Origin of the sequence: Desulfitobacterium sp. LBE (assembly GCF_007830365.1) — a bacterium.
Lineage (GTDB): Bacteria > Bacillota > Desulfitobacteriia > Desulfitobacteriales > Desulfitobacteriaceae > Desulfitobacterium > Desulfitobacterium hafniense.
The window spans coordinates 1,321,708-1,345,035 of the sequence record NZ_VLKD01000001.1 but is presented as its reverse complement, the minus strand read 5'-3'; the positions used below and the strand labels follow the sequence as shown (position 1 = coordinate 1,345,035).

Sequence of the window (23,328 nt, the reverse complement as noted above, 5' to 3'; positions counted from 1 at the left end):
TGGTTTTAAGGGCTTATGTATGATATTTCGAGGGAAAGAGAACTGCTTGATTATTTGCAAAAAAACGGACTGATTGAGGGAAAGAACTACTCGGTCAGATACTTTAACAATGGAGTTTCCGCCACGGTGGCCATGATTGAAAATGACAAAAAGAGCATCATTGCCAAACAGGCCTTGGCAAAGCTCAATGTAGCGGCGGATTGGGCTTGTGACCAAAGCCGTATGCTGGTTGAACAAAAGGCGCTTACTACCTACTCTAAGATCATTAAAGAGTATGTGCCTGCGCCAATTTTCTATGATGAAGAAAACTATATCATGGTGCGTGAGGCCGCACCGAGAAGCAGCTCCATGTGGAAAGAGCAATTACTAAAAGGAGTGTTGGATTTCTCAGTCGCCGAAAAGGCGGCCCAAGCTTTATCCGCTATCCATAACAGAACTGCCGGTGACCAACAGGTGGCCGAAGAATTTAAAGAAATTAAGTTCTTTTATGATTTAAGAATCGAACCTTATATAGAAACCGTTGTTAAAGTTCATCCCCAGCTCAAAGAGCATGCGGATAGAATCGTGGATCGACTTATGAATCAAAAAATTGCCTTAGTTCATGGAGATTATAGTCCCAAAAATATACTTGTCGATCAGGACCGCTTATATGTACTGGATCTCGAGGTTTCCCATTATGGTAATCCTGCGTTTGATCTTGCTTTCTTCACAAACCATTTCGTACTTAAAGCTGTAAAAAACAGCCGGTGGTATAACGCCTATCTAACCATGTTGGATTTTATTGCGCAAAGCTATCTTAAAGCGATTGAATTTGCGGATGCTAAGGAATTTGAACATGAGGCAGTACAAATCCTGGCTTACCACATGCTTGCCCGTATAGATGGGAAATCACCTGCCGAGTACATTACCGACAGCTTGGATAAGGACATAGTCAGGGCGGTTGCCTTTAAAATCATCGAGCAAGACAGTTCCTGTTACGACGATGTTATTAGTGAACTTGCCGCTGTATTAAGAAAGTCTAAGAAATATTAGGAGGATGACAGAATGGAAGGGTTTAAGATCAAAAGCGTTAAGGCACGTCAGGTTTTCGATTCCCGGGCTAATCCGACCGTAGAAGTTGATATAACCCTAAAGGATGGAACAGTCGGACGCGGCATCGTCCCCTCCGGCGCCTCCACAGGTCTCTTTGAAGCGGTGGAATTAAGAGACGGTGAGGAAACCTTCGACGGTAAAGGTGTAAGCAAGGCTATCCATCATGTTAATGAACAGCTGGCACCGCTGCTTCTGGATATGGATGTTCGCGACCAAAAAGCCATTGACAGCAGGTTGATAGAAATTGATGGGACCCCTAACAAATCCCGCCTGGGTGCCAATGCGATTCTGGGATGTTCTATGGCTGCTTGCTGGGCAGGTGCTAATTATTATAAAGTACCTCTTTACAGATATCTGGGAGGTTCGGCGGCGAATAAGCTGCCCGTGCCCATGGTTCAGATTATAGGTGGAGGTGCACATGCCGACAACACCATAGATATTCAGGATTTTCTGGTCATCCCAACCAGTGCCTCAACCTTTAGTGAGGGCTATGAGATGGTGGTCAATGTCTATAACGCCGCTAAGATGATCTTTAAGGGGGCCGGCAAACCTGTCTCTATAGCTGATGAAGGTGGTTTATGGCCTACGGGGTTCCAATCAAACGAAGAAGGACTAAAACTCCTCTGTGAAAGTATCGAATTGGCCGGGTATACGCCGGGTCAGGATCTGGGGATAGCATTAGATATAGCCTCCAGTGAATTTTATGATCCAGAGCGGGGCACGTACCGCCTTGAGCTGGAAAAGAAAACTCTGACCAAGGAAGAGATGGTGGGCATGCTCTCTGATTGGGTGGATAACTACCCCATCATTTCCATAGAAGATGGAATGAGCGAGCTGGACTGGGAGGGCAACCTTCTTTTAACGCAAAAACTGGGTAAAAAAATTCAATTAATCGGGGACGACTTGTTCACAACCAATATAGAGCGCATTAGAAAAGGCGTTGAGATGAAGGTTGACAATGCCGTTCTGATCAAAATGAACCAAATCGGAACGATTACGGAAACCATCGAAACCATCGAATTTACACAAAACCATGGTTATTTACCGGTTGTATCGGCCAGAAGCGGAGAAACGGAGGATTGTACCATCGTTCATCTTGCCATTGCCACCAATGCCGGACAGCTGAAAGTAGGGTCGGCAGCCCGCAGTGAGAGAACAGCTAAGTGGAATGAAGTGTTGCGCATCGAGGAGGCTTTAGGGTCTTCGGCAAGATATCCATCGAAAGGGGTGTTTGCAGCAGCCGGTATCCAATTTAACCAATACTAAAGTAATGGGGGCAAAACGGAATGTTTTTAAAGAAAAAATTAAGCGCTGGGAAATCCGTGGTGGGAACCATGCTCAATCTTGTTTACAACCCTGATATCGTCCGCATCTACGCCGAAGCCGGTCTCGATTATTTCATTGTCGATTGCGAGCACGCGGCCTACACATTTCGCGAAATAAATCACTTGGTTTCTGTGGCGAAGAACGCAGGGGTCTCTGTATTGGTCAGGATTCCTCAGGTAGATCGGGCCCATGTGCAGAGGTTACTGTACATTGGCGCAGAGGGTTTTATGATTCCAGGTGTCCAATCGGCTGAGACGATGAGAGAGACCGTCCGTCTGGCCAAATACCCTCCCCTGGGGGAAAGAGGAGTAGGCGGCAGTATTGTCACGGATTTCAAACCTGTTAACTGGGCGGAATGGGTACAGGAGCGCAATGATGAAATCTTCATTATGGCCCAGATTGAGCATGTCAAGGCAGTGGAGGATATAGACAGCATCCTCGCTGTCCAGGGAGTGGATGCCGTAATTTTTGGCCCGCGGGATCTTTCCAATGATCTGGGAATCATCGGACAAACCGAACATCCTAAGGTTTACGAGTGCTATGAAAAGGTCTATGGGGCCGCCGACCGGCAGGGAGTTGTCAAAGGCTTTTTCACTGCGGCAGATGCTGCCAAAATGGGCTGGGCTGTAGAGCGGGGAGCACGGATGCTGCTGTGGTCGGGGGATGTTGCCGCTCTGCAGACCTATACCGCCAAGGGAGTTAAAACGATTAAAGAGCTTCCTGGTTTCAACCCCTGAGTGAAATCTGGAAAGCTCAAAATCTAAGGAAAGAAGGTGGCTTTTATTCAACAGGCAGAGGAAAAAAAGGGAAGCAGGAAAAATGGTGAGATTATTACCGTTATTATCTTAGCCCTTATGGCGTTATTCATCATTTACAACTCCCTTCAGTTGGAGTATAGCAGCAATTTCGGCCCCGGCCCCGGCTTTATGCCTTTCTGGATCGGCATGGCCATGCTGCTCTGCTGTGCAATTATTGCTTGGAATATCTATAAGAAATATTTCAAACTTCAAGCTGAGAATGATGAGAAGCTCTTTAGAGCCAGTCAGATGTCCCGAGTCTTTTTAATGATCTTGTTGATTATTGTCGTAGGTATTTTGTTCCCGATGGTGGGCGCCATACCGGTGATGGCTGTTTATATGGTCTATGTTTTGCGTTTTATGGGAAAACACACCTGGAAGAAATCAACACTCATTACCATCGGTTTCCTTGCCGCAGTCTATTTGCTTTTTGAGAAATTCCTGAATGTGCCGTTACCGCTGGGGATTTTCTCATTTTTAGAATAGAAGGGAGTGATACTTTTGGAGAATATAAGCAATTTGTTAATGGGTTTTCAGCTGGCACTCTCTTTCACTAATATTATGGTATGTCTGCTTGGTATAGTTGTGGGAGTTATCATTGGTGCCTTACCGGGTTTCGGCCCCGCGGCCGGTGTTGCCATCTTGCTGCCGATGACCTTTGGCATGCCCCCCAGTACGGCAATGATCATGCTCTGTGGAATATATTTCGGAGCTATGTTCGGGGGGGCGATCAGTGCCATTCTTATCAATACCCCCGGAGATTCTGCAGCGGTGATGACCTCTCTGGATGGCTATCCCCTGGCCCAACAGGGAAAGGCCGGACCTGCCCTGGGGATGTCAACCATTGCCTCCTTTATAGGCGGGACCGTTGGAGTGATCGCCCTTACCCTGATAGCGCCGATCATTGCTAAGTTTGCCGTCTCATTCGGTCCTCCGGAATACTTTGGTCTGATGGTCCTGGGACTGACCACCTTAGCCGGTATGACGGGAAAGGATGCGACGAAGGGATTTATGATGGCTCTCCTCGGTCTCTTTCTTTCGGTAATCGGTGCCGATATTATGACCGGTCAGCAGCGTTTTGTCTTTGGCATCCCTTCCTTGTGGGTTGGTATAGATTTTATCCCGGTGGTTATGGGGTTATTCGGTCTATCGGAAGTTTTAATTAACTGTGAGGAAGATATTAAGATTACTATGCAAAAGATGAAACTTACCCTGCGCAATATCTTACCTTCCAAGCAGGATATGAAAGACTCTATAGGTGCTTTAAGCCGCGGTTCCATACTGGGTTTCTTTATTGGGGTTCTGCCGGGGGCAGGCGCCACCATTGCCTCGTTTATCTCTTACAGTACGGCGAAAAAGATCTCCAAGCATCCTGAAAAGTTCGGCAAAGGCGCTATCGAAGGAGTTGCCGCTCCTGAATCGGCCAATAATGCGGCCGCCTCGGGTGCTATGGTTCCTTTGCTCACTCTTGGGCTACCGGGTTCAAGGACAACGGCAGTTATGCTGGGAGCATTATTAATGCTGGGACTGAACCCCGGTCCCCTCTTGTTCAGAGATAATCCTGAATTTGTCTTTACCATTATCGCTTCCTTATATTTCGCCAATATCATGCTGGTCATTCTTAATCTTGTCGGCATCCCTGCCTTTACCAGCGTCCTGAAGGTTCCTTATTCCATTTTGATGCCTTGTATCGTCATCTTTTTGATTCTTGGAGTTTACAGCCTCGAGTTTACCATGATTAACGTCTGGATCATGATTTTCTTCGGCATCGTCGGCTACTTCATGAAGAAGATGGATTATCCGGGAGCACCCTTGGTTCTGGCCTTAGTATTAGGTCCTATCACAGAACAGTCTTTACGGAGATCTTTGGCCCTTTCCCATGGTGACTTCGGTGTATTTTTCACAAGCCCTATCAGCTGCACCTTGATTATCATCAGTATCCTGGTCGTTATTTGGCCTTTAATTAAAGGAAGATTTATAAAGAAAAAAGCTTAGGAGCGATAACATGAAAATTGATGTTAATAAATGTAGCGGATGCGGACTATGCGCACCTTATTGCCCAATGGGTGTTCTATACAAAGACGGCGAAACAATGTCCATTGATCATGACGAATGTGTGGAGTGTGGTATCTGCCTCAATTGTGCCAAATGCCCTAAAGGCGCCTTCTATCAGGATGAGCTTTCCTGGCCGCGGATCCTGAGGGCAGAATTCAGCAATCCTTTGGTGCCTCACGCCTCCACCGGTATTACCGGCCGTGGGACTGAGGAAATGAAATCCAATGACGTTACGGGCAGATTTAAGCCGGGAATGTTTGGCCTGGGTATCGAGCTGGGCAGACCGGGTATCGGAACCAGACTGACTGAAGTGGAAAAGGTATCCATGGCTTTGGCCGAATATGCAGAAGAGTTCGAGCCGGTGAATCCTGTGACACAGCTGATGGTTGATACCCAAACCGGTAAATTCCGTGACGATGCTCTAGGAGAAAAAGTTTTATCCGCTATTGTCGAATTTACTGCCCCACTTGAAGCTCTGCCTAAAGTTCTGGAGAGGCTCAGGAAGCTGGCAGATGAAGTCGATACCGTGTTCAGTGTCTCACTGATTTCTATTCTTGATGAAAACGGCAAGTCTCCTGTAGAGGACATAGCTAAGCAATGCGGATTTCCAGTAGCTGACAGAACGAAGATTAACGTAGGATTGGGGAGAATTCCCGCTAAAGGAGGAAACTGATCATGACACATACTTTGCATAGATTGGGTACTGAAGAAGAGAGACAACAGGATTTTGTGGTCCTGATTATGCCTTCCAAGTGCATTAATGTGGAGGGTTCCGGCCCCAAGGTTAAGATTTTTTTGGAAAAGGCTTCAAATGTTGGGGCTGTTAATGTGGGCAGCTTGCGTCTGGGGCATATCTACAGGCACACCTTGGCGGAATTGCTGGAGAAGATTCAGGATAGAAACTCTACCTGTACAGCTACCTTTAATTCCCGGGAAAGTGTTGCTGCTTTCCTGAAGGAGCTGAAAGAAGCAGACCTTGGCATATCAATCGTAGTGTGTGGTGTCGATGGAGAGACCAGAGATATTTGCGAAGAGGTGGGCTTAAAGCCTCATACGGTTAACCATTCACTGGGCGTTTGGGGTAAAACGGATAAATTGCCTGATGGCAGGCATCTTATGCTCAGCATGATGTGCGGTCATGGTATGGTGTCTTTCAATTTGGTGAAAAAAGCTGTTGAGGATGTCAAAAAGGGCAAGGATCCTGTTAAGGCGGCAAAATTCCTGGCACAACCCTGTCATTGTGCACTTTATAATGTGCCTCTGGCCGCTAAAGTTCTGAAGGAATTGGCTGAAGAAGGACTGCAGAATTCTTAATGCCCATTTGAATAGATAAAAAAAGGAGGTTCTATATTGAAAAAGAGTAAGAAGGCTATCAGTGTGTTTCTTTGCTTGGTTCTGGTGATGGTTGCCTTGGCAGGCTGCGGCAATTCTTCCGCTCCGGCAGCCTCAGATCCTGCCAAAGAGACAGAGGGCTGGGTTCCGACTAAGAATGTCACCATCGTGGTTCAAGCCGGTGCCGGTGGGGGCAGCGATATCTTTGCCCGAAAATTTGCCGAAATTGCCACTGCTAAAGGACTAAGTCCCAAACCTATCGTTGTGGAAAACAGACCGGGGGGAGGCGGTGCTGTTGCCTATAATTATGTAGGCAAACAACAGCATGGCGATCCTCATTATCTTACGATTGTGGTCACCCCTTTCCTTACCACACCCTTGCAAGGTATGGCTGAAGTAGACTACACAAAATTCGAAGCGATTGCCCGCATGGGTGTTGACAACTCCAACGGTTTACTGGTACCGGCCAAATCACCATTTAATACCATTGAAGAGTTTATCGATTATGCTAAAGCCAATCCGCTGAAACTAAACCTTGGTGGAGGAAACATCGGTTCTGCTGACAGCATCATGACTCAAGTCCTGGAAGAGGGCACAGGTATCAAGCTCAATTATGTCGCTTTCGGTGGCGGCGGTGAGACAGTAACAGCAGCTTTAGGCGGTCATGTTGATGCTATCTGGGGTAACCTGGCTGAGACTAAGGATTATGTGGATAACGGGGATCTTAAATTACTGGCCACCATCAGCAGCGAGAGGCTGTCCCTGACTCCGGATACCCCAACCTTTATTGAAAAAGGCTATCCTGAAGTAGATTACCCCATGTTCAGAGGTTTCGCAGCTCCGGGAGGTATTCCCGAAGAAGCGATAGCTTACTGGGAAGATGTCTGCAAGCAGGTGTATGATTCCCCTGAGTGGCAGGAAGGTTACTTAAAAGCCAATGTTATCAGTCCTGGCTTTATGGACCATGCTGAATTCAGCCAGGAGTTGGAAGAACAAAATGAATTCCACGCCAAGGTTCTTAAGGCCCTCGGCCTTATCAAGTAACCCTCGGGCAATAATGTTACAACCAAAAATTTTACAACCCAAAAGGCGTCCTCCGCTGGGCGCCTTTCCACACTGGTTTTGAGGGCGATTATGAATATAAAGAATGGGAGGAGTGCGCCAGTGAATATAGTGGTGCTTGACGGCTATACTTTGAATCCCGGTGATTTATCCTGGCAGGAATTAGAGCGCCTTGGCGACCTAACAGTATACGACAGAACACCGGAAGAATTAATCTATGAACGTGCCAAAGATGCTGAAGTATTATTGACCAATAAGACCCCTTTAAGAGAAAATGTCTTAACGAAGCTGGAGAAATTAAAATATATATCTGTAACGGCCACAGGATACGATATTGTTGATATAAAATATGCATGTGACAATAACATATTGGTAACCAATATACCTACCTATGGAACCGCTTCCGTTGCTCAAGCGGTATTTGCCCTTCTGCTGGAAATGTGCAACAATGTCCAAAAACACAATGATCTTGTCAAGGGAGGGGCATGGTCAGAAAGTTTGGATTGGTGTTTTTGGAAATACCCATTAATGGAGTTAGCCAACAAAAAGATGGGTATTATCGGGTTTGGGCGGATAGGCCAACAAACCGCTAAGGTTGCTAATGCTCTGGGTATGGAGGTTTTGGCTTATGATAGGTTTAAACTGGAGAATCTCCCTATTGACTTTAAGTATGTAGAGCTTGACCAGTTATTTGCACAAGCAGACGTGATTTCACTTCATTGCCCACTCACACCTGAGAACACAGGAATTATCAATAAAGACACTATTGCTCAAATGAAAAGGAATGTGATACTAATCAATACCTCCAGGGGAAAACTTGTTGTGGAAAACGATCTTTACGAAGCTCTAAGCACTGGTAGAATTGCAGGCGCCTGCCTGGATGTGCTTGCCGTGGAACCGCCTTCACAGGACAATCCACTGCTAAAGGCTAAGAATTGTATCATTACGCCGCACATATCATGGGCTACCAAGGAAGCCAGGGCCAGAATTATGGCCCTGACCATAGAGAACCTTAAAGCTTATTTGGATAATAAGCCAATCAATAGGGTCAAGTTATCGTAGAATTTTGCAAGCCTCACACCGGAAAGAAGAACCGGTGTGAGGCTTGATGTAAAATGAGGAAGAAGAATGTTTTTTTTATCAAAAGTGGGCTTGATGGTTGGCCTGGCTGTTGCAGGCTATGGTTTGTTTAAGAAGATCAATTTTCCGGCACCATCCATTATGGGACCGATGATGAGCCTGGGAATATATCAGGTTTTAGGGGGAGGTCTCCCTGAATTCTCCCTGACAGTGGTGAATATATTACAAATCACTATTGGTCTTTCTTTAGGTGCGAGAATCAATGATCAGAAGCTGGCGGATCTGCGTAAGGTGTTACGACCGTCTCTGATTATTGCAGCCTGGACTTTGCTGTCAACATTCGGAATGGCTTTGGTTATTTATCAATTCATACCTGATGGGACAACGGCTCTTTTTGCCGCTGCTCCCGGCGGAATCTCGGAAATGACTGTGCTGGCCTTAGTTTATGGGTCCGAGGTGCCCATTGTGTCCACCTATCAGTTTGTGCGTTTAGTGGTTATTATCACTGTGGTACCTTTAAGCGCCCGCTGGCTGCATAGGCGTCAACAAAAGAAAGGCATGGCTGCTGATGAAAAGCCTGATCCTCCGGAGCAGCCGCAATGCTCATTAAAAACCAGGCAAATCCTGCCCCTTTACCTGATCGGCATCCTGGGGGGATTGCTCCTTCTGACCTTGAACTTTCCTGGGGGTGGAGTCGTTGGAGCGATGGCCGCGTTAGCTATAACCAATGTGCTGCTTAAAAAGCAGTATATATTTCCGAATAGTGTCATGCAAATGGCTTTAATCGGAATTGGGATGAGCATTGGGCTGGAATTTTCACCGGAGATAGTCCGGACGATTCAGGAGATGCTGCTGCCAATTATCGGCTTTTCTTTCTTAATTGTCCTCAGCAATCTTGCCGTCGGCTGGTATATCCGTCACCTGACTCATTGGGATATGATCACATGCCTGTTAGCTTCGGCTCCAGGCGGCCTGAGCCAAATGCTTGCGGCTGCGGAAGAGATGAAGGCCGATCCTGTGACGGTCAGCATACTGCAATTGGTGCGTTTGCTGATCATTATTACCTGCATCCCGCTGCTGGCCCCCTTTTTTGTTTGAGACCCTTGACCCACCTGGCGACCACAAACCCGGGATTTCCGGCTCTTTCCTCTTCCAGAGCCAGAGCCTCGGCCGCCGTCTGAATATGGGGCGGGAAGAAAAGACATTCTCCGATTTCAGCAGGGACACTGAGTTGCCAGGACGCTATCTCCTCTTTGGTATAAAGGGCGGCGCGGGCGAAGACGGAAGCAGGTTTCCGGCATGCTGCTTCCTCATAGTAGTCGCTCCAGGCGCTTTCTCCGGCGATCAGCCCGATCAGCAGGCAGCCCCCAGGATTTAAGCGGCTGAAAAGTTTTTGCAGGACCTTTTCCGGTTCCGGGACGAATTCAAAGGCGGTCATGGAAAAAATCCCATCATAGGTCTCCAGTTGGTCCAGAATTTTGGTAATATCGGCATGCCACCAGTGTACAGGCTTGACTTGGGATGTGGTTTCCTGGAGAGCCGCGATTTTCTTTTGGGCCAGCGCCATCATTTTCCCGGAAATATCCACGGCAGTGACCTCGTAGCCTTCCTGAAGGAGCCAGCTTGTATATTGCCCGGTGCCGCAGCCGATCTCCAGAACCTGGGGCCCCGGGGCTTTGAACATGGACTGGGCCAGGCGGCGTTCCACTTGATCGGATACGGAGCCCAGCTCGGTATCATACCAGGAATCATAATGGGCGGCAACGGGGTCAAAAAGTGCTTCATTCATTGGTGATCACCCTCGCGTTCTAATAGTTACATGTAAGTTCTGTTTTTTGCTTCTAAATTCCTTCTGAAGTTTTCTTAAGGTTTACTCGGTGAATGCTGTACTATCTGAAATGCATTGGGAAAAACGGCTGGCCGGGGCGGAGGAAGTGTATATGCTTTAATATTAACTGAGATGAAATTAAATTTGCAACTCACCGGAGGGAGAAAGAACGGTGAGTTTTCTTTATTTTATAGAAAGAATAGAGAGACATTTAATGAAGGGGCATATCTTCAGCAAATCTTCAGTCCCTGCTCAGGGAGTATTTATCCTCTGATCGTATAATTAACAATAAGAAAATAAAGGAAAAAGGAAGGATTGCATCGCACAGGATCATATGAAATTTACTTAAGTTAAATCCACAGGAAAAATGAAAGAGTTGGAGGTTTCCTATGCAAATGCTTCGCAATTTAACTACTGCTAAAAAAATCATCAGCATAATCCTTCTCATGAGTCTGTTTATCCTTAGCGTTGGGGGAGTAGGCTATAGTTATACCCATGTTGTGAGTTCAGAGATTACAGATATGTACAGTAATAATCTGTTGCCCGTGAAATGGCTTAATCAAGTTCGGGCTGACAACAGGTTGGTTGAAGAATTGTCCATGAAAATTATGTTGACCGATCAGGATCAGGCAACAGAGGACGAAGAATTGAAGACAATAAACGAAACCATTGCGGAAATTCAAACTTTGATTAGCCAATATAAAGGAACCACTCTTGATTCTTTTGAGTCGGAAAAACTTGCATCGATCACCAAGAATCTTGATGCTTATGGGACTGTCCATGAAAAGGTCCTGAATTTGGCGGCCAGTGGGGAAAAAACCACTGCTTATGCCCAGTTCACCGAAAATGCGGCGCCCTTGATGATGGACATAAATTCTGCTCTCAATGAATTAGCTGATTACAAAAGCCAAAAGGCTGATCAGGAAATGAATAACGCCCTTGCCGGCCGGGATATGGCCAAGAAAATGATTTTGACAATTACGCTTATTGCTATCGTCGTGTCCTTGACGGTAGGATTGATGGCAGCAAAGACGATCAGCCAACCCCTGGCTGCCGCAGTAAAGCAAATAGGGCAGGTAGCGGAGGGAAATCTGGATATAGAGCAAGTGAAAGTCGACGCCGCCGATGAAGCGGGTCAACTGGGGACAGCTATCAATACTATGCTGGTTAAGATGAGAGAGCTTGTCACACATGCAGCCGATTCGGCCAATATAGTGTCCTCTTCTGCGGAAGAGCTATCGGCCAGCTCAGAACAATCGGCCTATGCCAATAACCAGATTGCCGATGCCATTAAAGACGTGGCTTGGGGAGCGGAAAAACAGGTAGCTCAAATCAATGAGACTTCAAGAGTTTTTGAGCAAATATCAGCCCATATACAACAAATAGCGGTGAACACCAACCAAGTGGTTACATTATCGGATAAAACAGATGAATCCGCCTCATACGGAGGAACAGCAATCAGTTCCGCGGTCAGTCAAATGAGAAATATCGAAAAAACAGTGGAAACCTCTGCAGAAATGGTTGCCAAGTTGGGAGAAAAATCCGATGAAATCGATCAGATTGTTACGGCAATATCCCAAATCGCTGCTCAGACCAATCTGTTGGCCTTGAACGCAGCCATTGAGGCCGCCCGGGCGGGTGAAAGCGGAAGAGGATTTGCAGTGGTGGCGGATGAGGTCCGGAAATTGGCTGAACAGTCACAGAAGGCATCCAAGCAGATAGCTGAAATGATCAGAGAAGTTCAGGAAGGTACGAAAAAAGCTATGGCCGCTATGAAGGCCGGTAGCCATGAAGTGAAAATCGGTACGGAAGTGGTGAATAATGCGGGAGTCGCTTTTGCAGATATTGTAACTCTAATCAATCAGGTATCCGGGAAAATGAGAGAAATCGCTTTGGCAATCCAGCATGTGGCTGATGGGAGCCAGCAAATCGCGGCTTCAGTTCACGAGATTTCAGAGATCAGTGTGGATACTGCGGAACATGTTCATACCGTCTCAGCGGCAACCCAGGAACAAACTGCTTCGGTGGAACAAATAGCCGCTTCAAGCCAAAATCTTTCCAGCATGGCAGCGGAGTTGCTGGCAAGTATACATAAATTTAAAGTTTAAAGTGTAAAGTCTCAAAGTGGAAAAAAGTGCAGTGCACATTGACAAATCTGTCTTAAACTCATACTATATAATGGTCCATATCTGGACTATTATATAGTATGAGGAGGATTCCTATGCAATGGATTTATTTAGCCCTGGCTATTTTACTGGAAATTTTGGGGACAACACTGATGAAAATGTCCGAGGGACTGACGAAAATGCTGCCAACTTTAGGGATGTTTCTGGCCTATGTTTTATGTTTTAGTTCCTTCGCCCTGGCCTTAAAGAAAATACCGGTCAGCGTCGCCTATGCCGTATGGTCCGGAGTGGGGATTGTGGTTATATCGGCCATAGGAATAGCAGTGTTCAAAGAAACCGTCACTACCCTGAAAGTCGTATCCATCGTCCTGATTGTAGCAGGGGTAGTGGGTTTGAACCTGGGCGGTACGGCTCATTAATCAGTTGAGCATCATTTATGAAGGAGACGATTGATAAGGAGACGATTGCTGTGGATGATAAAATGCTGGAACAAATTGATGCCTATTATGATTTTTGGTTCCAGATTAACGATATCTACCGTATATGGGCGCAGAAACATAATACCAATGAGACGACGGTATTCATACTTCAGGTCATTGATACCGGTGCACCTTTTTGTACCCAGAATGAAATCGGCAGCAAGCTTTTTTTGCCGAAGCAAACGGTTTCCATTGTCCTTTCCGGACTGGAGAAAAAGGGATATATTGTGCGGGAACCCAATCCCAGCGATCGCAGGAACAAGATTGTCAAATTTACGGAGCAAGGAGCCCGCTATGCCCGCGGTCTGCTGGATGAACTCAAAGCCATGGAGTTAGAGGCCTTCGCCAGCATTGCGCCGGAAAAGCGTCTGGCGATCTCGGAGACATTTGCTTTGCTGGCAGGGTCTTTGAGCAAAGCTTCTCATAAAACCTCCTGCCCGCCCCGCTAGAAGAGAACAGGTTAACTGCTTGGAACAGCTCATTCCAAGCGGTTTTTTTATAGTGTTTGCACAGGCTTCCCCAACCTTATCGGCTCATGCTCAGGCGTTAGCAACCTTTCCGGCGGCCTTGCCGGTAGCTAAGGAGGCTTGACAAAAATAATCGGGAATGATAATCTGTATCAGTTAGCGAAAGCTAACTAGTGTGGAAAGTAGATATGACTGAAACGAAGAGGGGAGTTAAGACATGATGAAATTAAAAAAACTAATGGGTTCGATTTTAGTCATTGCCTTATCATTATCAATAACTGCGTGTTCGACAAGTGGTCCATCCGGGCGGGATAATCTGCCGGGGGGCGAAGGGGTATCAGCCGGCACAGGTTCTGAGCAGGGGGAAGTGACGTATCCCCTAAGGATTAAGCATGCCTTTGGTGTGACCGTGATTGAAAGCAAACCGGAACGGGTTGCCACCATTTCCTGGGGGAACCAGGATATACCTTTAGCTTTAGGTGTGATTCCAGTGGGGGTGTCCAAGGCCAATTATGGGGTGACCGACGACAGCGGTTTGCTGCCCTGGACGCTGGAAGGGTTTAAAAAGCTGGGTGTAGAGAACCCTGTTCTGTTTAACGATACCGACGGCTTGGATTTTGAAGCGATCAGTGATGTCCAACCGGATGTAATTCTGGCGGCTTACTCAGGAATCACCCAGGAAGAATACGATTTATTGAATCAAATCGCTCCCGTTGTTGCCTATCCCACCGTGGCCTGGCAGACTTACTGGCGTGATCAGATCGTTATGGATGCCACTGGAATGGGCATGGAGGCAGAAGGCGAGGAGCTGGTCTCTGAGCTGGAAAAGCTGATCACTAAAAAAATTGCTGCCTATCCTCAGATGACCGGCAAGAATGCGGCCTTCTTCTATTTTATCCCCACCGATTTAGGCAAGTTCTATGTTTATCTGCCCACGGATCCCCGAGCTGCTTATCTGACGGATCTGGGGTTAAAGGTTCCGGAAAGTGTAGCTGAACTTGCTAAAGACTCTGCCAGCTTTGCCATTGAACTGAGTGCGGAGAATGTGGATATCCTGAAAGACGTGGATATAATCATTGCCTATGGTGATGAAGCCTTGCTGAAAAGCCTGCAGGCCGATCCGCTGATGGGTACATTGCCTGCCATTCAGAGAGGTTCAGTGGCTATGATTGAGGATGGAACTCCCCTGGCTGCTTCCGGTACTCCCAGTGCTCTGTCCATTCCGGCTACCATCGATGATTACTTAAGCATCATTGGCAAAGCCGCTGACCGGGTGCGATGAAATTAAGAAAAACAATGATCCTGGCGATCGCCGGTGTGCTGGGTGTAGTGTTGTGCATAGGGGCTTCTCTGGCCTTGGGTTCACGCAATGTGGGTCTGGATGAAGTGATCAAGGCTTTGTTTTACTCCGGCAGTGATTCCTTTGACGCTCTGGTGGTTCGGGAGCGGATTCCCCGCACGGTGTTCAGCTTGCTTGCCGGGGCCTCTCTGGGGGTGGCCGGTGCTCTCATGCAGGCCATTACCCGCAACCCCATTGCCGATCCCAGTATTTTAGGGGTGAATACCGGTGCCTCTCTGTTTGTGGTGAGCGGAATCGCTTTCTTTCAGATCAGCACTGCCGGTCAATATATTGGCTTTGCTTTAATGGGGGCTTTAGTGACGGCGGTCTTTGTTTATCGAATCGGCTCCCTGGGCTATGGAGGAGCGACTCCTATCAAGCTGGCTCTGGCGGGAGCAGCTACCAGCGCGGCTTTATCCTCTTTGGTCAGCGCCGTGATCCTTCCCCGGACCGAGGTTATGAATGCCTTCCGGTTTTGGCAGGTAGGCAGTGTCAGTGGCGCTACCTGGGAAGGAATTCTGGCAGTGGCCCCCTTTCTGGCTCTGGGGTTAAGCATTGGCATGCTGACAGCCCCGGCCCTGGATGCCTTGGCTTTGGGGGATGATGTGGCCACAGGGTTAGGGGTAAATACGGGAATGATCCGGATTGCCGGGGCAGTGGCGGGAGTGCTGCTTTGTGGTGCCACAACAGCTCTGGCGGGGCCCATCGCCTTTGTCGGTTTGATGATCCCCCATACCATGAGGCTGATCTGCGGGCCGGATATGAAGGTCATTATTCCCATGTCGGCACTGGGAGGGGCTATGCTTTTAACGATTTCCGATATTATCGGCAGGCTCATGGGTCAGCCCAGTGAACTGGAAGCCGGGATTGTCACGGCCTTTTTGGGAGCGCCGATTCTGATTATGATCGCCATGAGAACGAAGGTGCGTTCCTTATGATTAAACATGAGTTGAGTATAAAGCAACCAAATCCTGTCCAAGAGGGCTTTTACCGCCGACGGGTCCGCATTGCCGTGGTGACCCTGCTCTTATTAATCCTGACCTTGTTCCTGTGTGGGACGATGCTCTATCTGGGCAATACCCGTTATTCTTTGGGGGAGATCATCAGGGTTCTTTTAGGTGAACAGATCAAAGGGGCTACCTTTGCCATCGGCACGTTGCGGCTGCCCAGGATGCTGGCCGGACTGCTGGCGGGCATGGCTTTTGGCATGGCGGGAAGGACGTTTCAGACCATGCTCAGAAACCCTCTGGCCAGCCCGGATATTATCGGGGTGGCTTCCGGCTCCAGTCTGGCCGCCGTGTTCTGTATTATTATCTTGAAAATAAGCGGCCCCTTGGTTTCTTTAGCGGCAGTCACCACAGGGCTGGCTGTGGCCTTCCTGATCTACATGCTTTCCCGGAGAGGGAGTTTTTCCGGGGGACGATTGATTTTGATCGGCATTGGCGTTCAGGCTATGCTGAACTCCTTGATCTCTTTCTTGCTGCTGAGAGCCAATCAATACGATGTGCCAGCTGCCCTGCGCTGGCTTAGCGGCAGTTTAAACGGCATGCAAATGAAGTCTATGCCGGGGCTTTTCCTGGTGGTGCTGAGCTTTGGCAGTGTGTTGGTTCTGCTGAGCAGGCAGCTGAAGATCCTGGAACTGGGAGACCAGTCCGCTATCACCCTGGGGTTGAGGACGGACCGGATCCGTTTGGCCCTGGTGCTCAGCGCTGTTTTCTTGATTGCCTATGCCACAGCCGTCACGGGTCCCATCGCCTTTGTGGCTTTCCTGGCCGGTCCTATCGCCGGCCGTTTGGCAGGCCCGGGTTCCTCAAATATCCTGCCAGCAGGTCTGACAGGAGCAGCCCTGGTGCTTTTGGCAGATAGTATTGGGCAGTTTGTCTTTGACATCCGTTTTCCAGTAGGGATTATTACTGGAATCCTGGGTGCGCCTTATCTGTTGTATTTATTGATCCGTATGAATCGAACCGGAGGAGCTGCATGAAAAAAACACCTGTACTTTCGGCCAGCCATGTGGTGGCCGGTTATGATCATAAAATTATTCTCAATACCATCGATCTGGTGATTCCCAGCAATAAAATCAGTGTGATCATCGGAGCCAATGCCTGTGGTAAATCCACCTTGTTAAAAACTCTGGCCAGGCTGATCAAACCTGTTTCCGGTGAGGTTGCTCTTGACGGCAAGCCCATCAGCACCATTCCCCCCAAACAGCTGGCCCGGGTTCTGGGCTTGCTTCCCCAGTCTCCGGTGGTCCCGGAAGGAATCGCCGTGGCGGACCTGGTTTCCCGGGGAAGGTTTCCCTACCAGGGCTTTCTTAAGGGCTTAGGGAAAAAGGATTATGAGGCTGTGGAAGAGGCTCTGGAGATTATGGGAATCACAGAACTTGCCAACCGCAGTGTGGATGAATTGTCGGGAGGCCAGCGTCAGAGGGTCTGGATCGCCATGGCTCTCGCCCAGCAGACAGATATTCTGCTCCTGGATGAACCGACTACCTTTCTGGACATCACCTATCAGGTGGAAATTCTGGATCTGCTGACGGATCTGAATCGGAAGCGGGGGACCACTATCGTCATGGTCCTTCACGATATCAACCTGTCGGCCCGCTATGCGGATTATATCTTTGCGGTTCATCAAGGGAATCTGATTGCCCAGGGAGCTCCTGGGAAGATTATCACCGCAGATTTGATGAAACAGGTCTTTGGACTGGACTGTGTGGTGGCCCGGGACCCGGTATCCGGTTCACCCTTTATTGTACCGCGGGGAAGATATCATATCACTGCTTAGAAGGTTAAAGTAAAGATTTATATTCTGGTTATCAAAAAGCAAAATCCCTCAAAACACTGCGTTTGAGGGATTTTCTGCTCCAAATTGGCAAACAACTTACTTACCTTATCCTGCGTTTAAATGTCGAGATAATCCACCTTGTACTGCCGTAACTTTGAGCGGCAGCCACGGTGCTTACCAGTTCCCATCCCTGTAAACCCAATTGGTTTAATTCATTTTGGAAGGCATTTTGGTCAACTTTACCTCCTAATATTCCTTTTGCATCCGTAAACAATGTTTTGTACTCGAAACTTTCCATAGTCTCATCCCCCTATGCTTTCAATAATAAAATCTTCCGAACTAAAATTAGCATAATACCGTCCTGTATTTGCCGTAAATTTCAATACGCAGTAGTCTGGATCGGCAACACCTTGAGGATAGTACATAGTGTCACCCTCTTGCCAGATCATTTCCTTGCTGGCCGCATCTTCCAATACTTCCATCACACCCTTAAGCATGACGCCGCGAAAGAATCTTTTATCGCAAAAATAGATACATGCTTTGGGGTTCTCACGGTATTGAGCCACACGCTTTGACGAAGTGTTGGTTGTGAAATAGAAAGTTTTAAGCTCATCTCTTTTTCTCGGCGGCAGCATGGCCTTTAAGTTCGGAAATCCTTCCTCATCAACCGAACCTATAAAAGAAACATTTTGCTTATCAATCAAATTGCCGATGGTCTGTTTTATATCTTTCATCATGCTTTATCAGCCCCTTATCAGCCTATTTAAGGCAATTATAACTCATCATTTCCCCATGGTAAATTGCTCGTTTTTTTGTAGGTATCGTTTGACCGTTTGCTTATTGTTCCATCATAGGTAAAAAAGCTATAATGATGTTATGTAATATATCTAAAAGGATATAGATGTGGGGCAGGGCAAGGATACTGCCTAAGGAGCTGCAATAAAGATGGAATTTATTCCCGCCAAAACAATCCTATCCGGGTATGCTGAAAACAACCCCTGGTTCGGCTGCAATTATACGATGAATATCTACAAGGGCTGCTGTCATGGCTGCATTTACTGTGACAGCCGGAGCGAATGTTACAGAGTGGATGATTTCGATGAGGTAAGGGCTAAAGAAAATGCCCTTGCCTTGATTGAGCGCGAGCTCATGTCAAAGCGCAAAAAGGGTGTTGTCGGCACAGGAGCCATGAGTGATCCCTACAACCCATTTGAAAAAAAGCATGAGCTGACAAAAGGTGCCTTGGAGCTGATCCATCGGTACGGATTTGGAGCAGCAATTGCCACAAAAAGTGATCTGATTGTCCGGGACAGAGAACTCCTTAAGGAGATAGGCAAGCATTCACCGGTGCTGGTCAAGATGACGGTGACCACTGCCGACGATTTGCTGTGCCGTAAAATTGAACCCCATGCGGCTCTTTCCTCCCGGCGGCTTGAAGCAATCGAGAAGCTGACTCAGGAAGGGATTTTTGCCGGTATTTTATTAATGCCTGTGCTGCCGTTTATTGAGGATACGGAGGAAAATATCAGCCGGATTATTGAACTTGCTCATCAAAAGGGTGCAAAATTTATCTATCCCGCCTTCGGGGTAACCTTAAGACAGAATCAAAGGGCATGGTATTATGAAAAATTGGATGAATTGTTTCCATCCCTTAAAGAAAAGTACATAGAAACCTATGGGAACGCTTATGAGTGCCGTTCCCTTAAGGCCAGAGAATTGTGGCGTTTATTTCAGGATAAATGCGACCAATACGGGATTCTTTATAACATGCCAGATATCATAGCGGGTTACAAAGGGCCTTGCCGGCTGGAGCAGCTTTCCTTGTTTGAGTGAGCCGCTACAGCACTTTTTCATATAATCTAAAGTAATCCAGTCCGTAATGGCCCAGCCCTAAATCTACGGTACCCACATAGGTAAAGCCGCTTTTTTCATAGAGTCTGATCGCTGGAAGGTTATGCTCATAGACATCAAGCCTAATGGATTTGATATGTTCATTTATGCTGTGCTGTACCGCAAATTCGATTAAGTTTGAGCCAATACCTTTTTCCAAATAGGCAGGGTGGACGGCAAAGGTATGGACTACAAAAATTTCCGAATAATCAGCGTCGATTTCCCAGTTCGCCCCGTGGTATGCAGGTACCGGCTCATGGTTGAGAATAATCGACCCAGCTATTTTCCCGGATGCTCTGGCAACGTAGAGGTGCCCGTTGGCAATCCCTTCGATGGCATTTTCACGAGTAGGGTAGATGCCTTTTCGCCAGCCTGGATAATTTTCACCACTGGCAAGATAATCATTCAATTCATCATAAAGCAACGCCAGCTCTTCTATATCCGTTTTAAGCCCTTTTTCAATGATAATGTGCATAAAGTATATCCTTTGCTAGTTAGATCAATCTGCTCATGCTGTATTAAGGGAATTACTTGCTCATAAGGTAAAGGCTAGCGAAGGTAATAATGTATGTAGGGATTGCCCTCCAGCAAAACTTCTCCGACGATGTCTCCCCCTAAAATATTCACGGCGATAGCATACTCCTTATTGTCTTTGCTTGCTTTAAATAAATAGAAGCCCAAATCATCTTGTGTGCCATCAGTTACGGTGGTTTTTCCCTCAAAAACAATAGCTAAAGCTGCTTTGTTATTAATGATGTCAACATACGCTGTATCCGTATAATGAGTGTTTTCCAGCAAGATTTGCGTATTCCGGATCGTTTTTATTCCTGCTGCAGAAGTAAAAACAAGGGGAACAATAATCAAAATAGCAAAAATAGATAATACAAAAACAGAGCGTTCCTTTTGATTAGCTTTGTTTTTGAGCTTTGCCTGCAATCTCGGGAAACGAGATAATAGGATTAAAATTAAGGCAATTGTTGAAATAGCATAAAGTCCTACTGCATACGGAGATATAAAGAAGGCCCAGGTAAGGATACATACAGCAATCACATCTAAAACAAGGCCCATTTTCTTTTTTGTTTTATTTTCATTTTCTTTGGGCTTTGCTAAAAAATCAGTTATAGCAATTATTGGTGGAAAAATTATCACATACAAGAGAAGAACTTCGATCGCTCCGCCAAACATTTTGTATTTTATAAAATAGAGCGAATAAACAGTAATAATCCAACCGATAAAGACAGTTATTGCAAACAGATATTTTTGAAAGAAGCTTTTTAAACTTACCATTTTCCCTCCAGCACACATATGGCTAACTATAGATTTTCCTGACATCAGCTGTCATTGTTATCAGGAAAATTATACTACATTTCCTGCCATACTTCCGCAATAATTTTCCGCAGGACAGCAATCCGTTGTTGAGTTTGTCACACTTAAGCCCTTGGCCACATAGTCTATAAGTAAATCGATTAAAATTAAAAGGACGCGGTAACATGATCACGCACTATCTTTTTCCGGCCATTGTTGAGCGCAATACCCTGTCGGGCAGATATATCGTCGTTTTCCCGGATCTGCCGGATCTGATCTGTCAGGGGGAAACCCCGGAAGACGCTTTTCACCAGGCGGAACTTTCTCTGGGGATGCATCTCTATCATATGGAAAAAGCCAAGAAACAAATCCCGGAAGCCTCCGATTCCGCGAATTGGCCAAAGCGGGAAGGCGCTGAGATCATTATGCTGGAAGCTGATACGCTGATGGTACGGCAGGACGTTGATAAGAAATCCGTTCCCAAATGTATCATGATCCCTAGATGGTTAAAGGAGCTGGGGGAAGAAAATGACGTGAATTTCCTCGAAATCCTCAGGGTAGGGATAATGGATGAGCTGGGAATTCCCGATTAAAGGAGAGAGGGGAGTATAGCTCCCCACAGTCCCCCTTGCCAGATTGGCAAGCGCTTGCCAATCTGAGTTACACACAGAGGCCTGTTCCGCCGGACGCCCCGAAGGAGGAACAGGCTCAGAGCTTCTGAACGGCTTTCCAGGCAGATGAGGATGTAGAACATAGCTTTTCACTGAGGGAATGCAGGTTGTCGTAAAGGCCACAGAGGACTGCTTTGAAGAATGTCCTCTACTTCTTCATAACCCGCAGGGAAGGCATAGTTATAGCGGGCCGGTATGGCGAAGATGTAGCGGGAATTACCTCCCAGCTTACGGGGACCGATGGGGGCTGCACCGACAGATAATCCTTCTTCCCGGAGGGCCTGCCACTGTTCGGGAGTGAAGACCATAAGCGGGATGTCCTGGCGCGGAAGTTCCCGGGTCCACTCTGGATGCCGTATCAGAAGCAGGGGGCCGGTTTCAGCAGTTTCGCCGTTTTGGGTTCCCTGCCATTGCTCCGCGATGATGCTATATCCTTTCCAGGTCTCCGGCAGATGGAAAGCAAAGCCGTAGCGGGTATTTTCATAAACAACAGGGCCGGTCTGGATGTACTCGCCCATGCGCACGCCGCTGATAAACCAGCGGCCTTTTATCTGCCGCAAAGCAATTTCCACCGGGCGCTTGGCGGCAGCTCCACCCTGTGCCATTTCTACGCTGGTGACCTCGATGATCTCCCCGCGAACTGTGCATTGGTCCGGCTTATACATTTCTGTTGCCAGAATATCAATACGATCGGGCCAGGGGCTGGAAACCAGGCGGCCCGGAGCCGTTTGCGGATCAGTCTGCCATTGTTGCAGCAGCTCGGGTGTTACATAGTCGCTGTAATGTTCGGTAATGCCGGCAGCCGCAGTGTTGGGAGGGGCTGTGATGGAGACGGCCTGAATCCTTTTCCCGAAGGCTTCCACCAGTGCCTGCACATCCTGTTCATCGTGTATAAGACGGTTTGGCGCGGTTGGTAAAGGCTCTATATTAAACCGGATCACTGTGAGGTTCTCCGTATCCTGAGAACCGTTTTCCGGTATGTACGCTACGGAGATAAGCAGCTCATTCCCATCGATGGTCTTTTTATAAAACTGTTTCAGGCCGAGAGTGTCTGCCGGCTCCCAGCCGTAGCGAAGCAGCATAGCATGGTAATCCCGAAGGATTTCCTGTAGAGCCCTGCCGGTCAGATAAATAAGGTTGCCGTAGGTTTGGGCATCCTGGGGAACCGGAATTCCGTTGTTAAACAGTTGATGGATCCTCTGCAGCGTATCGCTGTTGTTGGACAAGTCCAACATGAGGCCAAGGTTTTCCGGGTTCAGTTTAAGGGAAAGGCCTGCAGGCTCGCAATGCAGCATTATCGACAAGGGCGCAGCGTCCGGGCCGGTGGAGCTCGCACTGAGGGAAAACTCAGGCCCCTCTTTAATAGGGAAGCTGATTACATATAAACCGGAGCCTATGTCCTTGAAATAGAAGGAATTCCGGATTTCTGAGTAGCTGAGGCTTCCGGCCGTCAGTTCCTTAACGGCTTCCCAGGTAAGAAGGGGCTTGTCTTGGGCCCCGTCCTGCCGGGCCAATGGCGTGCCTGTTGATGGAATGGGAAGAGTGTTCATTGATATATCTGCACAGCCTGAAACAAGGATTAAAGTCATAGAAAAAACAATGAGCTTTTTCGGCAGCTTGAAGTCGATCATGAAAACCAGCGCTCCTTTCCGTAAAAGGTTTTTTATAAGCCAATTCTACTGCAGGAAAGAAAGA

The 23,328-nt window shown here is 47.5% G+C and carries 25 protein-coding genes; 19 read left to right on the top strand and 6 right to left on the bottom strand.

The genetic code is table 11. The annotated features are described in order from the left end of the window. Positions 1-15: 15 nt before the first annotated feature. From DESLBE_RS06535 to DESLBE_RS06490, 10 genes are all read left to right on the top strand, one after another. On the top strand, positions 16-1,032 hold the full coding sequence (locus DESLBE_RS06535; protein ID WP_058491554.1) for an aminoglycoside phosphotransferase family protein: 1,017 nt from the start codon (positions 16-18) through the stop codon (positions 1,030-1,032). Positions 1,033-1,044: 12 nt separating this feature from the next. Continuing rightward, positions 1,045-2,358, top strand: coding sequence for a phosphopyruvate hydratase (eno, locus tag DESLBE_RS06530; RefSeq protein WP_144675836.1), 1,314 nt, complete (start codon positions 1,045-1,047; stop codon positions 2,356-2,358). Between the two features lie 20 nt (positions 2,359-2,378). Further along, on the top strand, positions 2,379-3,155 hold the full coding sequence (locus tag DESLBE_RS06525; RefSeq protein ID WP_144675834.1) for an aldolase/citrate lyase family protein: 777 nt from the start codon (positions 2,379-2,381) through the stop codon (positions 3,153-3,155). A 36-nt stretch (positions 3,156-3,191) separates the two neighbouring features. After that, positions 3,192-3,701 carry a tripartite tricarboxylate transporter TctB family protein gene (locus tag DESLBE_RS06520; RefSeq protein ID WP_058491560.1) on the top strand — a complete coding sequence of 170 codons (510 nt, stop codon included), beginning with the start codon at positions 3,192-3,194 and terminating at the stop codon, positions 3,699-3,701. Positions 3,702-3,740: 39 nt separating this feature from the next. Next, positions 3,741-5,210, top strand: a complete 1,470-nt coding sequence (locus tag DESLBE_RS06515; protein WP_172625518.1) for a tripartite tricarboxylate transporter permease — start codon at positions 3,741-3,743, stop codon at positions 5,208-5,210. Between the two features lie 10 nt (positions 5,211-5,220). Further along, positions 5,221-5,943 (top strand): 4Fe-4S binding protein, encoded by a 723-nt coding sequence (locus tag DESLBE_RS06510; protein ID WP_144675830.1) that lies wholly within the window; start codon positions 5,221-5,223, stop codon positions 5,941-5,943. A 2-nt stretch (positions 5,944-5,945) separates the two neighbouring features. Then, the gene (locus DESLBE_RS06505) at positions 5,946-6,584 is read left to right on the top strand and encodes a hypothetical protein (protein WP_058491567.1); all 639 of its coding nucleotides are present in this window, start codon (positions 5,946-5,948) and stop codon (positions 6,582-6,584) included. A 36-nt stretch (positions 6,585-6,620) separates the two neighbouring features. Next, the gene (locus DESLBE_RS06500) at positions 6,621-7,646 is read left to right on the top strand and encodes a tripartite tricarboxylate transporter substrate binding protein (protein WP_144675828.1); all 1,026 of its coding nucleotides are present in this window, start codon (positions 6,621-6,623) and stop codon (positions 7,644-7,646) included. 90 nt (positions 7,647-7,736) lie between these two features. Continuing rightward, a complete protein-coding gene (locus tag DESLBE_RS06495) occupies positions 7,737-8,726 on the top strand; it encodes a D-2-hydroxyacid dehydrogenase (protein WP_144675826.1) in 990 nt (329 codons plus the stop codon). Between the two features lie 66 nt (positions 8,727-8,792). Continuing rightward, a complete protein-coding gene (locus DESLBE_RS06490; RefSeq protein WP_144675823.1) occupies positions 8,793-9,842 on the top strand; it encodes an AbrB family transcriptional regulator in 1,050 nt (349 codons plus the stop codon). On the opposite strand, the gene DESLBE_RS06485 is transcribed toward DESLBE_RS06490, so the two are convergent. Continuing rightward, positions 9,805-10,533 (bottom strand): class I SAM-dependent methyltransferase, encoded by a 729-nt coding sequence (locus tag DESLBE_RS06485; protein ID WP_144675821.1) that lies wholly within the window; start codon positions 10,531-10,533, stop codon positions 9,805-9,807. The two genes, DESLBE_RS06490 and DESLBE_RS06485, sit on opposite strands and share 38 nt — an antisense overlap. Before the next feature lie 428 nt (positions 10,534-10,961). Here DESLBE_RS06485 and DESLBE_RS06480 point away from each other — a divergent pair, with 428 nt between their 5' ends. From DESLBE_RS06480 to DESLBE_RS06450, 7 genes are all read left to right on the top strand, one after another. Next, the gene (locus DESLBE_RS06480) at positions 10,962-12,680 is read left to right on the top strand and encodes a methyl-accepting chemotaxis protein (RefSeq protein WP_144675819.1); all 1,719 of its coding nucleotides are present in this window, start codon (positions 10,962-10,964) and stop codon (positions 12,678-12,680) included. Between the two features lie 113 nt (positions 12,681-12,793). Continuing rightward, positions 12,794-13,117 (top strand): multidrug efflux SMR transporter, encoded by a 324-nt coding sequence (locus DESLBE_RS06475; RefSeq protein ID WP_015943831.1) that lies wholly within the window; start codon positions 12,794-12,796, stop codon positions 13,115-13,117. A gap of 17 nt (positions 13,118-13,134) precedes the next feature. Beyond that, positions 13,135-13,626: a MarR family transcriptional regulator gene (locus tag DESLBE_RS06470; protein WP_015943832.1), complete on the top strand. Its 492-nt coding sequence runs from the start codon at positions 13,135-13,137 to the stop codon at positions 13,624-13,626. A 238-nt stretch (positions 13,627-13,864) separates the two neighbouring features. Next, complete coding sequence (locus tag DESLBE_RS06465; protein ID WP_172625517.1) at positions 13,865-14,926, top strand: iron-siderophore ABC transporter substrate-binding protein; 1,062 nt, start codon at positions 13,865-13,867, stop codon at positions 14,924-14,926. Beyond that, positions 14,923-15,921: an iron ABC transporter permease gene (locus DESLBE_RS06460; protein WP_011459473.1), complete on the top strand. Its 999-nt coding sequence runs from the start codon at positions 14,923-14,925 to the stop codon at positions 15,919-15,921. Before DESLBE_RS06465 ends, DESLBE_RS06460 begins: the two co-directional genes overlap by 4 nt. Continuing rightward, entirely contained in the window at positions 15,918-16,967 is a 1,050-nt protein-coding gene (locus tag DESLBE_RS06455; protein WP_144675815.1) for an iron chelate uptake ABC transporter family permease subunit, read from the top strand. The genes DESLBE_RS06460 and DESLBE_RS06455 overlap by 4 nt, the downstream gene beginning before the upstream one ends. Beyond that, entirely contained in the window at positions 16,964-17,767 is an 804-nt protein-coding gene (locus DESLBE_RS06450; protein WP_144675813.1) for an ABC transporter ATP-binding protein, read from the top strand. Before DESLBE_RS06455 ends, DESLBE_RS06450 begins: the two co-directional genes overlap by 4 nt. A gap of 100 nt (positions 17,768-17,867) precedes the next feature. On the opposite strand, the gene DESLBE_RS06445 is transcribed toward DESLBE_RS06450, so the two are convergent. Both DESLBE_RS06445 and DESLBE_RS06440 read right to left on the bottom strand, forming a co-directional pair. After that, on the bottom strand, positions 17,868-18,065 hold the full coding sequence (locus DESLBE_RS06445; RefSeq protein WP_015943836.1) for a DUF4177 domain-containing protein: 198 nt from the start codon (positions 18,063-18,065) through the stop codon (positions 17,868-17,870). Positions 18,066-18,069: 4 nt separating this feature from the next. Further along, a complete protein-coding gene (locus DESLBE_RS06440; RefSeq protein ID WP_144675811.1) occupies positions 18,070-18,504 on the bottom strand; it encodes a pyridoxamine 5'-phosphate oxidase family protein in 435 nt (144 codons plus the stop codon). A gap of 208 nt (positions 18,505-18,712) precedes the next feature. On the opposite strand from DESLBE_RS06440, the gene DESLBE_RS06435 reads away from it, so the two are divergent. Next, the gene (locus DESLBE_RS06435) at positions 18,713-19,600 is read left to right on the top strand and encodes a radical SAM protein (protein WP_144675809.1); all 888 of its coding nucleotides are present in this window, start codon (positions 18,713-18,715) and stop codon (positions 19,598-19,600) included. Between the two features lie 4 nt (positions 19,601-19,604). On the opposite strand, the gene DESLBE_RS06430 is transcribed toward DESLBE_RS06435, so the two are convergent. Both DESLBE_RS06430 and DESLBE_RS06425 read right to left on the bottom strand, forming a co-directional pair. Continuing rightward, positions 19,605-20,132 carry a GNAT family N-acetyltransferase gene (locus tag DESLBE_RS06430; protein WP_144675807.1) on the bottom strand — a complete coding sequence of 176 codons (528 nt, stop codon included), beginning with the start codon at positions 20,130-20,132 and terminating at the stop codon, positions 19,605-19,607. A gap of 74 nt (positions 20,133-20,206) precedes the next feature. Then, positions 20,207-20,944 (bottom strand): hypothetical protein, encoded by a 738-nt coding sequence (locus DESLBE_RS06425; protein WP_144675805.1) that lies wholly within the window; start codon positions 20,942-20,944, stop codon positions 20,207-20,209. Positions 20,945-21,147: 203 nt separating this feature from the next. Here DESLBE_RS06425 and DESLBE_RS06420 point away from each other — a divergent pair, with 203 nt between their 5' ends. Continuing rightward, positions 21,148-21,555, top strand: a complete 408-nt coding sequence (locus tag DESLBE_RS06420; RefSeq protein WP_005814123.1) for a type II toxin-antitoxin system HicB family antitoxin — start codon at positions 21,148-21,150, stop codon at positions 21,553-21,555. 167 nt (positions 21,556-21,722) lie between these two features. On the opposite strand, the gene DESLBE_RS06415 is transcribed toward DESLBE_RS06420, so the two are convergent. Next, positions 21,723-23,264 carry a hypothetical protein gene (locus DESLBE_RS06415; protein WP_144675803.1) on the bottom strand — a complete coding sequence of 514 codons (1,542 nt, stop codon included), beginning with the start codon at positions 23,262-23,264 and terminating at the stop codon, positions 21,723-21,725. Positions 23,265-23,328: the final 64 nt, after the last annotated feature.

What these genes read in the sequence shown, in the direction of transcription:
- DESLBE_RS06535 (WP_058491554.1), top strand. Translation starts at nt 16, where the DNA reads ATGTATGATATTTCGAGGGAAAGAGAACTGCTTGATTATTTGCAAAAA.
- eno (WP_144675836.1), top strand. Translation starts at nt 1,045, where the DNA reads ATGGAAGGGTTTAAGATCAAAAGCGTTAAGGCACGTCAGGTTTTCGAT.
- DESLBE_RS06525 (WP_144675834.1), top strand. Translation starts at nt 2,379, where the DNA reads ATGTTTTTAAAGAAAAAATTAAGCGCTGGGAAATCCGTGGTGGGAACC.
- DESLBE_RS06515 (WP_172625518.1), top strand. Translation starts at nt 3,741, where the DNA reads ATGGGTTTTCAGCTGGCACTCTCTTTCACTAATATTATGGTATGTCTG.
- DESLBE_RS06510 (WP_144675830.1), top strand. Translation starts at nt 5,221, where the DNA reads ATGAAAATTGATGTTAATAAATGTAGCGGATGCGGACTATGCGCACCT.
- DESLBE_RS06505 (WP_058491567.1), top strand. Translation starts at nt 5,946, where the DNA reads ATGACACATACTTTGCATAGATTGGGTACTGAAGAAGAGAGACAACAG.
- DESLBE_RS06495 (WP_144675826.1), top strand. Translation starts at nt 7,737, where the DNA reads ATGAATATAAAGAATGGGAGGAGTGCGCCAGTGAATATAGTGGTGCTT.
- DESLBE_RS06490 (WP_144675823.1), top strand. Translation starts at nt 8,793, where the DNA reads ATGTTTTTTTTATCAAAAGTGGGCTTGATGGTTGGCCTGGCTGTTGCA.
- DESLBE_RS06485 (WP_144675821.1), bottom strand. Translation starts at nt 10,533, where the DNA reads ATGAATGAAGCACTTTTTGACCCCGTTGCCGCCCATTATGATTCCTGG.
- DESLBE_RS06480 (WP_144675819.1), top strand. Translation starts at nt 10,962, where the DNA reads ATGCAAATGCTTCGCAATTTAACTACTGCTAAAAAAATCATCAGCATA.
- DESLBE_RS06475 (WP_015943831.1), top strand. Translation starts at nt 12,794, where the DNA reads ATGCAATGGATTTATTTAGCCCTGGCTATTTTACTGGAAATTTTGGGG.
- DESLBE_RS06470 (WP_015943832.1), top strand. Translation starts at nt 13,135, where the DNA reads ATGAAGGAGACGATTGATAAGGAGACGATTGCTGTGGATGATAAAATG.
- DESLBE_RS06465 (WP_172625517.1), top strand. Translation starts at nt 13,865, where the DNA reads ATGAAATTAAAAAAACTAATGGGTTCGATTTTAGTCATTGCCTTATCA.
- DESLBE_RS06460 (WP_011459473.1), top strand. Translation starts at nt 14,923, where the DNA reads ATGAAATTAAGAAAAACAATGATCCTGGCGATCGCCGGTGTGCTGGGT.
- DESLBE_RS06455 (WP_144675815.1), top strand. Translation starts at nt 15,918, where the DNA reads ATGATTAAACATGAGTTGAGTATAAAGCAACCAAATCCTGTCCAAGAG.
- DESLBE_RS06450 (WP_144675813.1), top strand. Translation starts at nt 16,964, where the DNA reads ATGAAAAAAACACCTGTACTTTCGGCCAGCCATGTGGTGGCCGGTTAT.
- DESLBE_RS06445 (WP_015943836.1), bottom strand. Translation starts at nt 18,065, where the DNA reads ATGGAAAGTTTCGAGTACAAAACATTGTTTACGGATGCAAAAGGAATA.
- DESLBE_RS06440 (WP_144675811.1), bottom strand. Translation starts at nt 18,504, where the DNA reads ATGATGAAAGATATAAAACAGACCATCGGCAATTTGATTGATAAGCAA.
- DESLBE_RS06435 (WP_144675809.1), top strand. Translation starts at nt 18,713, where the DNA reads ATGGAATTTATTCCCGCCAAAACAATCCTATCCGGGTATGCTGAAAAC.
- DESLBE_RS06430 (WP_144675807.1), bottom strand. Translation starts at nt 20,132, where the DNA reads ATGCACATTATCATTGAAAAAGGGCTTAAAACGGATATAGAAGAGCTG.
- DESLBE_RS06425 (WP_144675805.1), bottom strand. Translation starts at nt 20,944, where the DNA reads ATGGTAAGTTTAAAAAGCTTCTTTCAAAAATATCTGTTTGCAATAACT.
- DESLBE_RS06420 (WP_005814123.1), top strand. Translation starts at nt 21,148, where the DNA reads ATGATCACGCACTATCTTTTTCCGGCCATTGTTGAGCGCAATACCCTG.
- DESLBE_RS06415 (WP_144675803.1), bottom strand. Translation starts at nt 23,264, where the DNA reads ATGATCGACTTCAAGCTGCCGAAAAAGCTCATTGTTTTTTCTATGACT.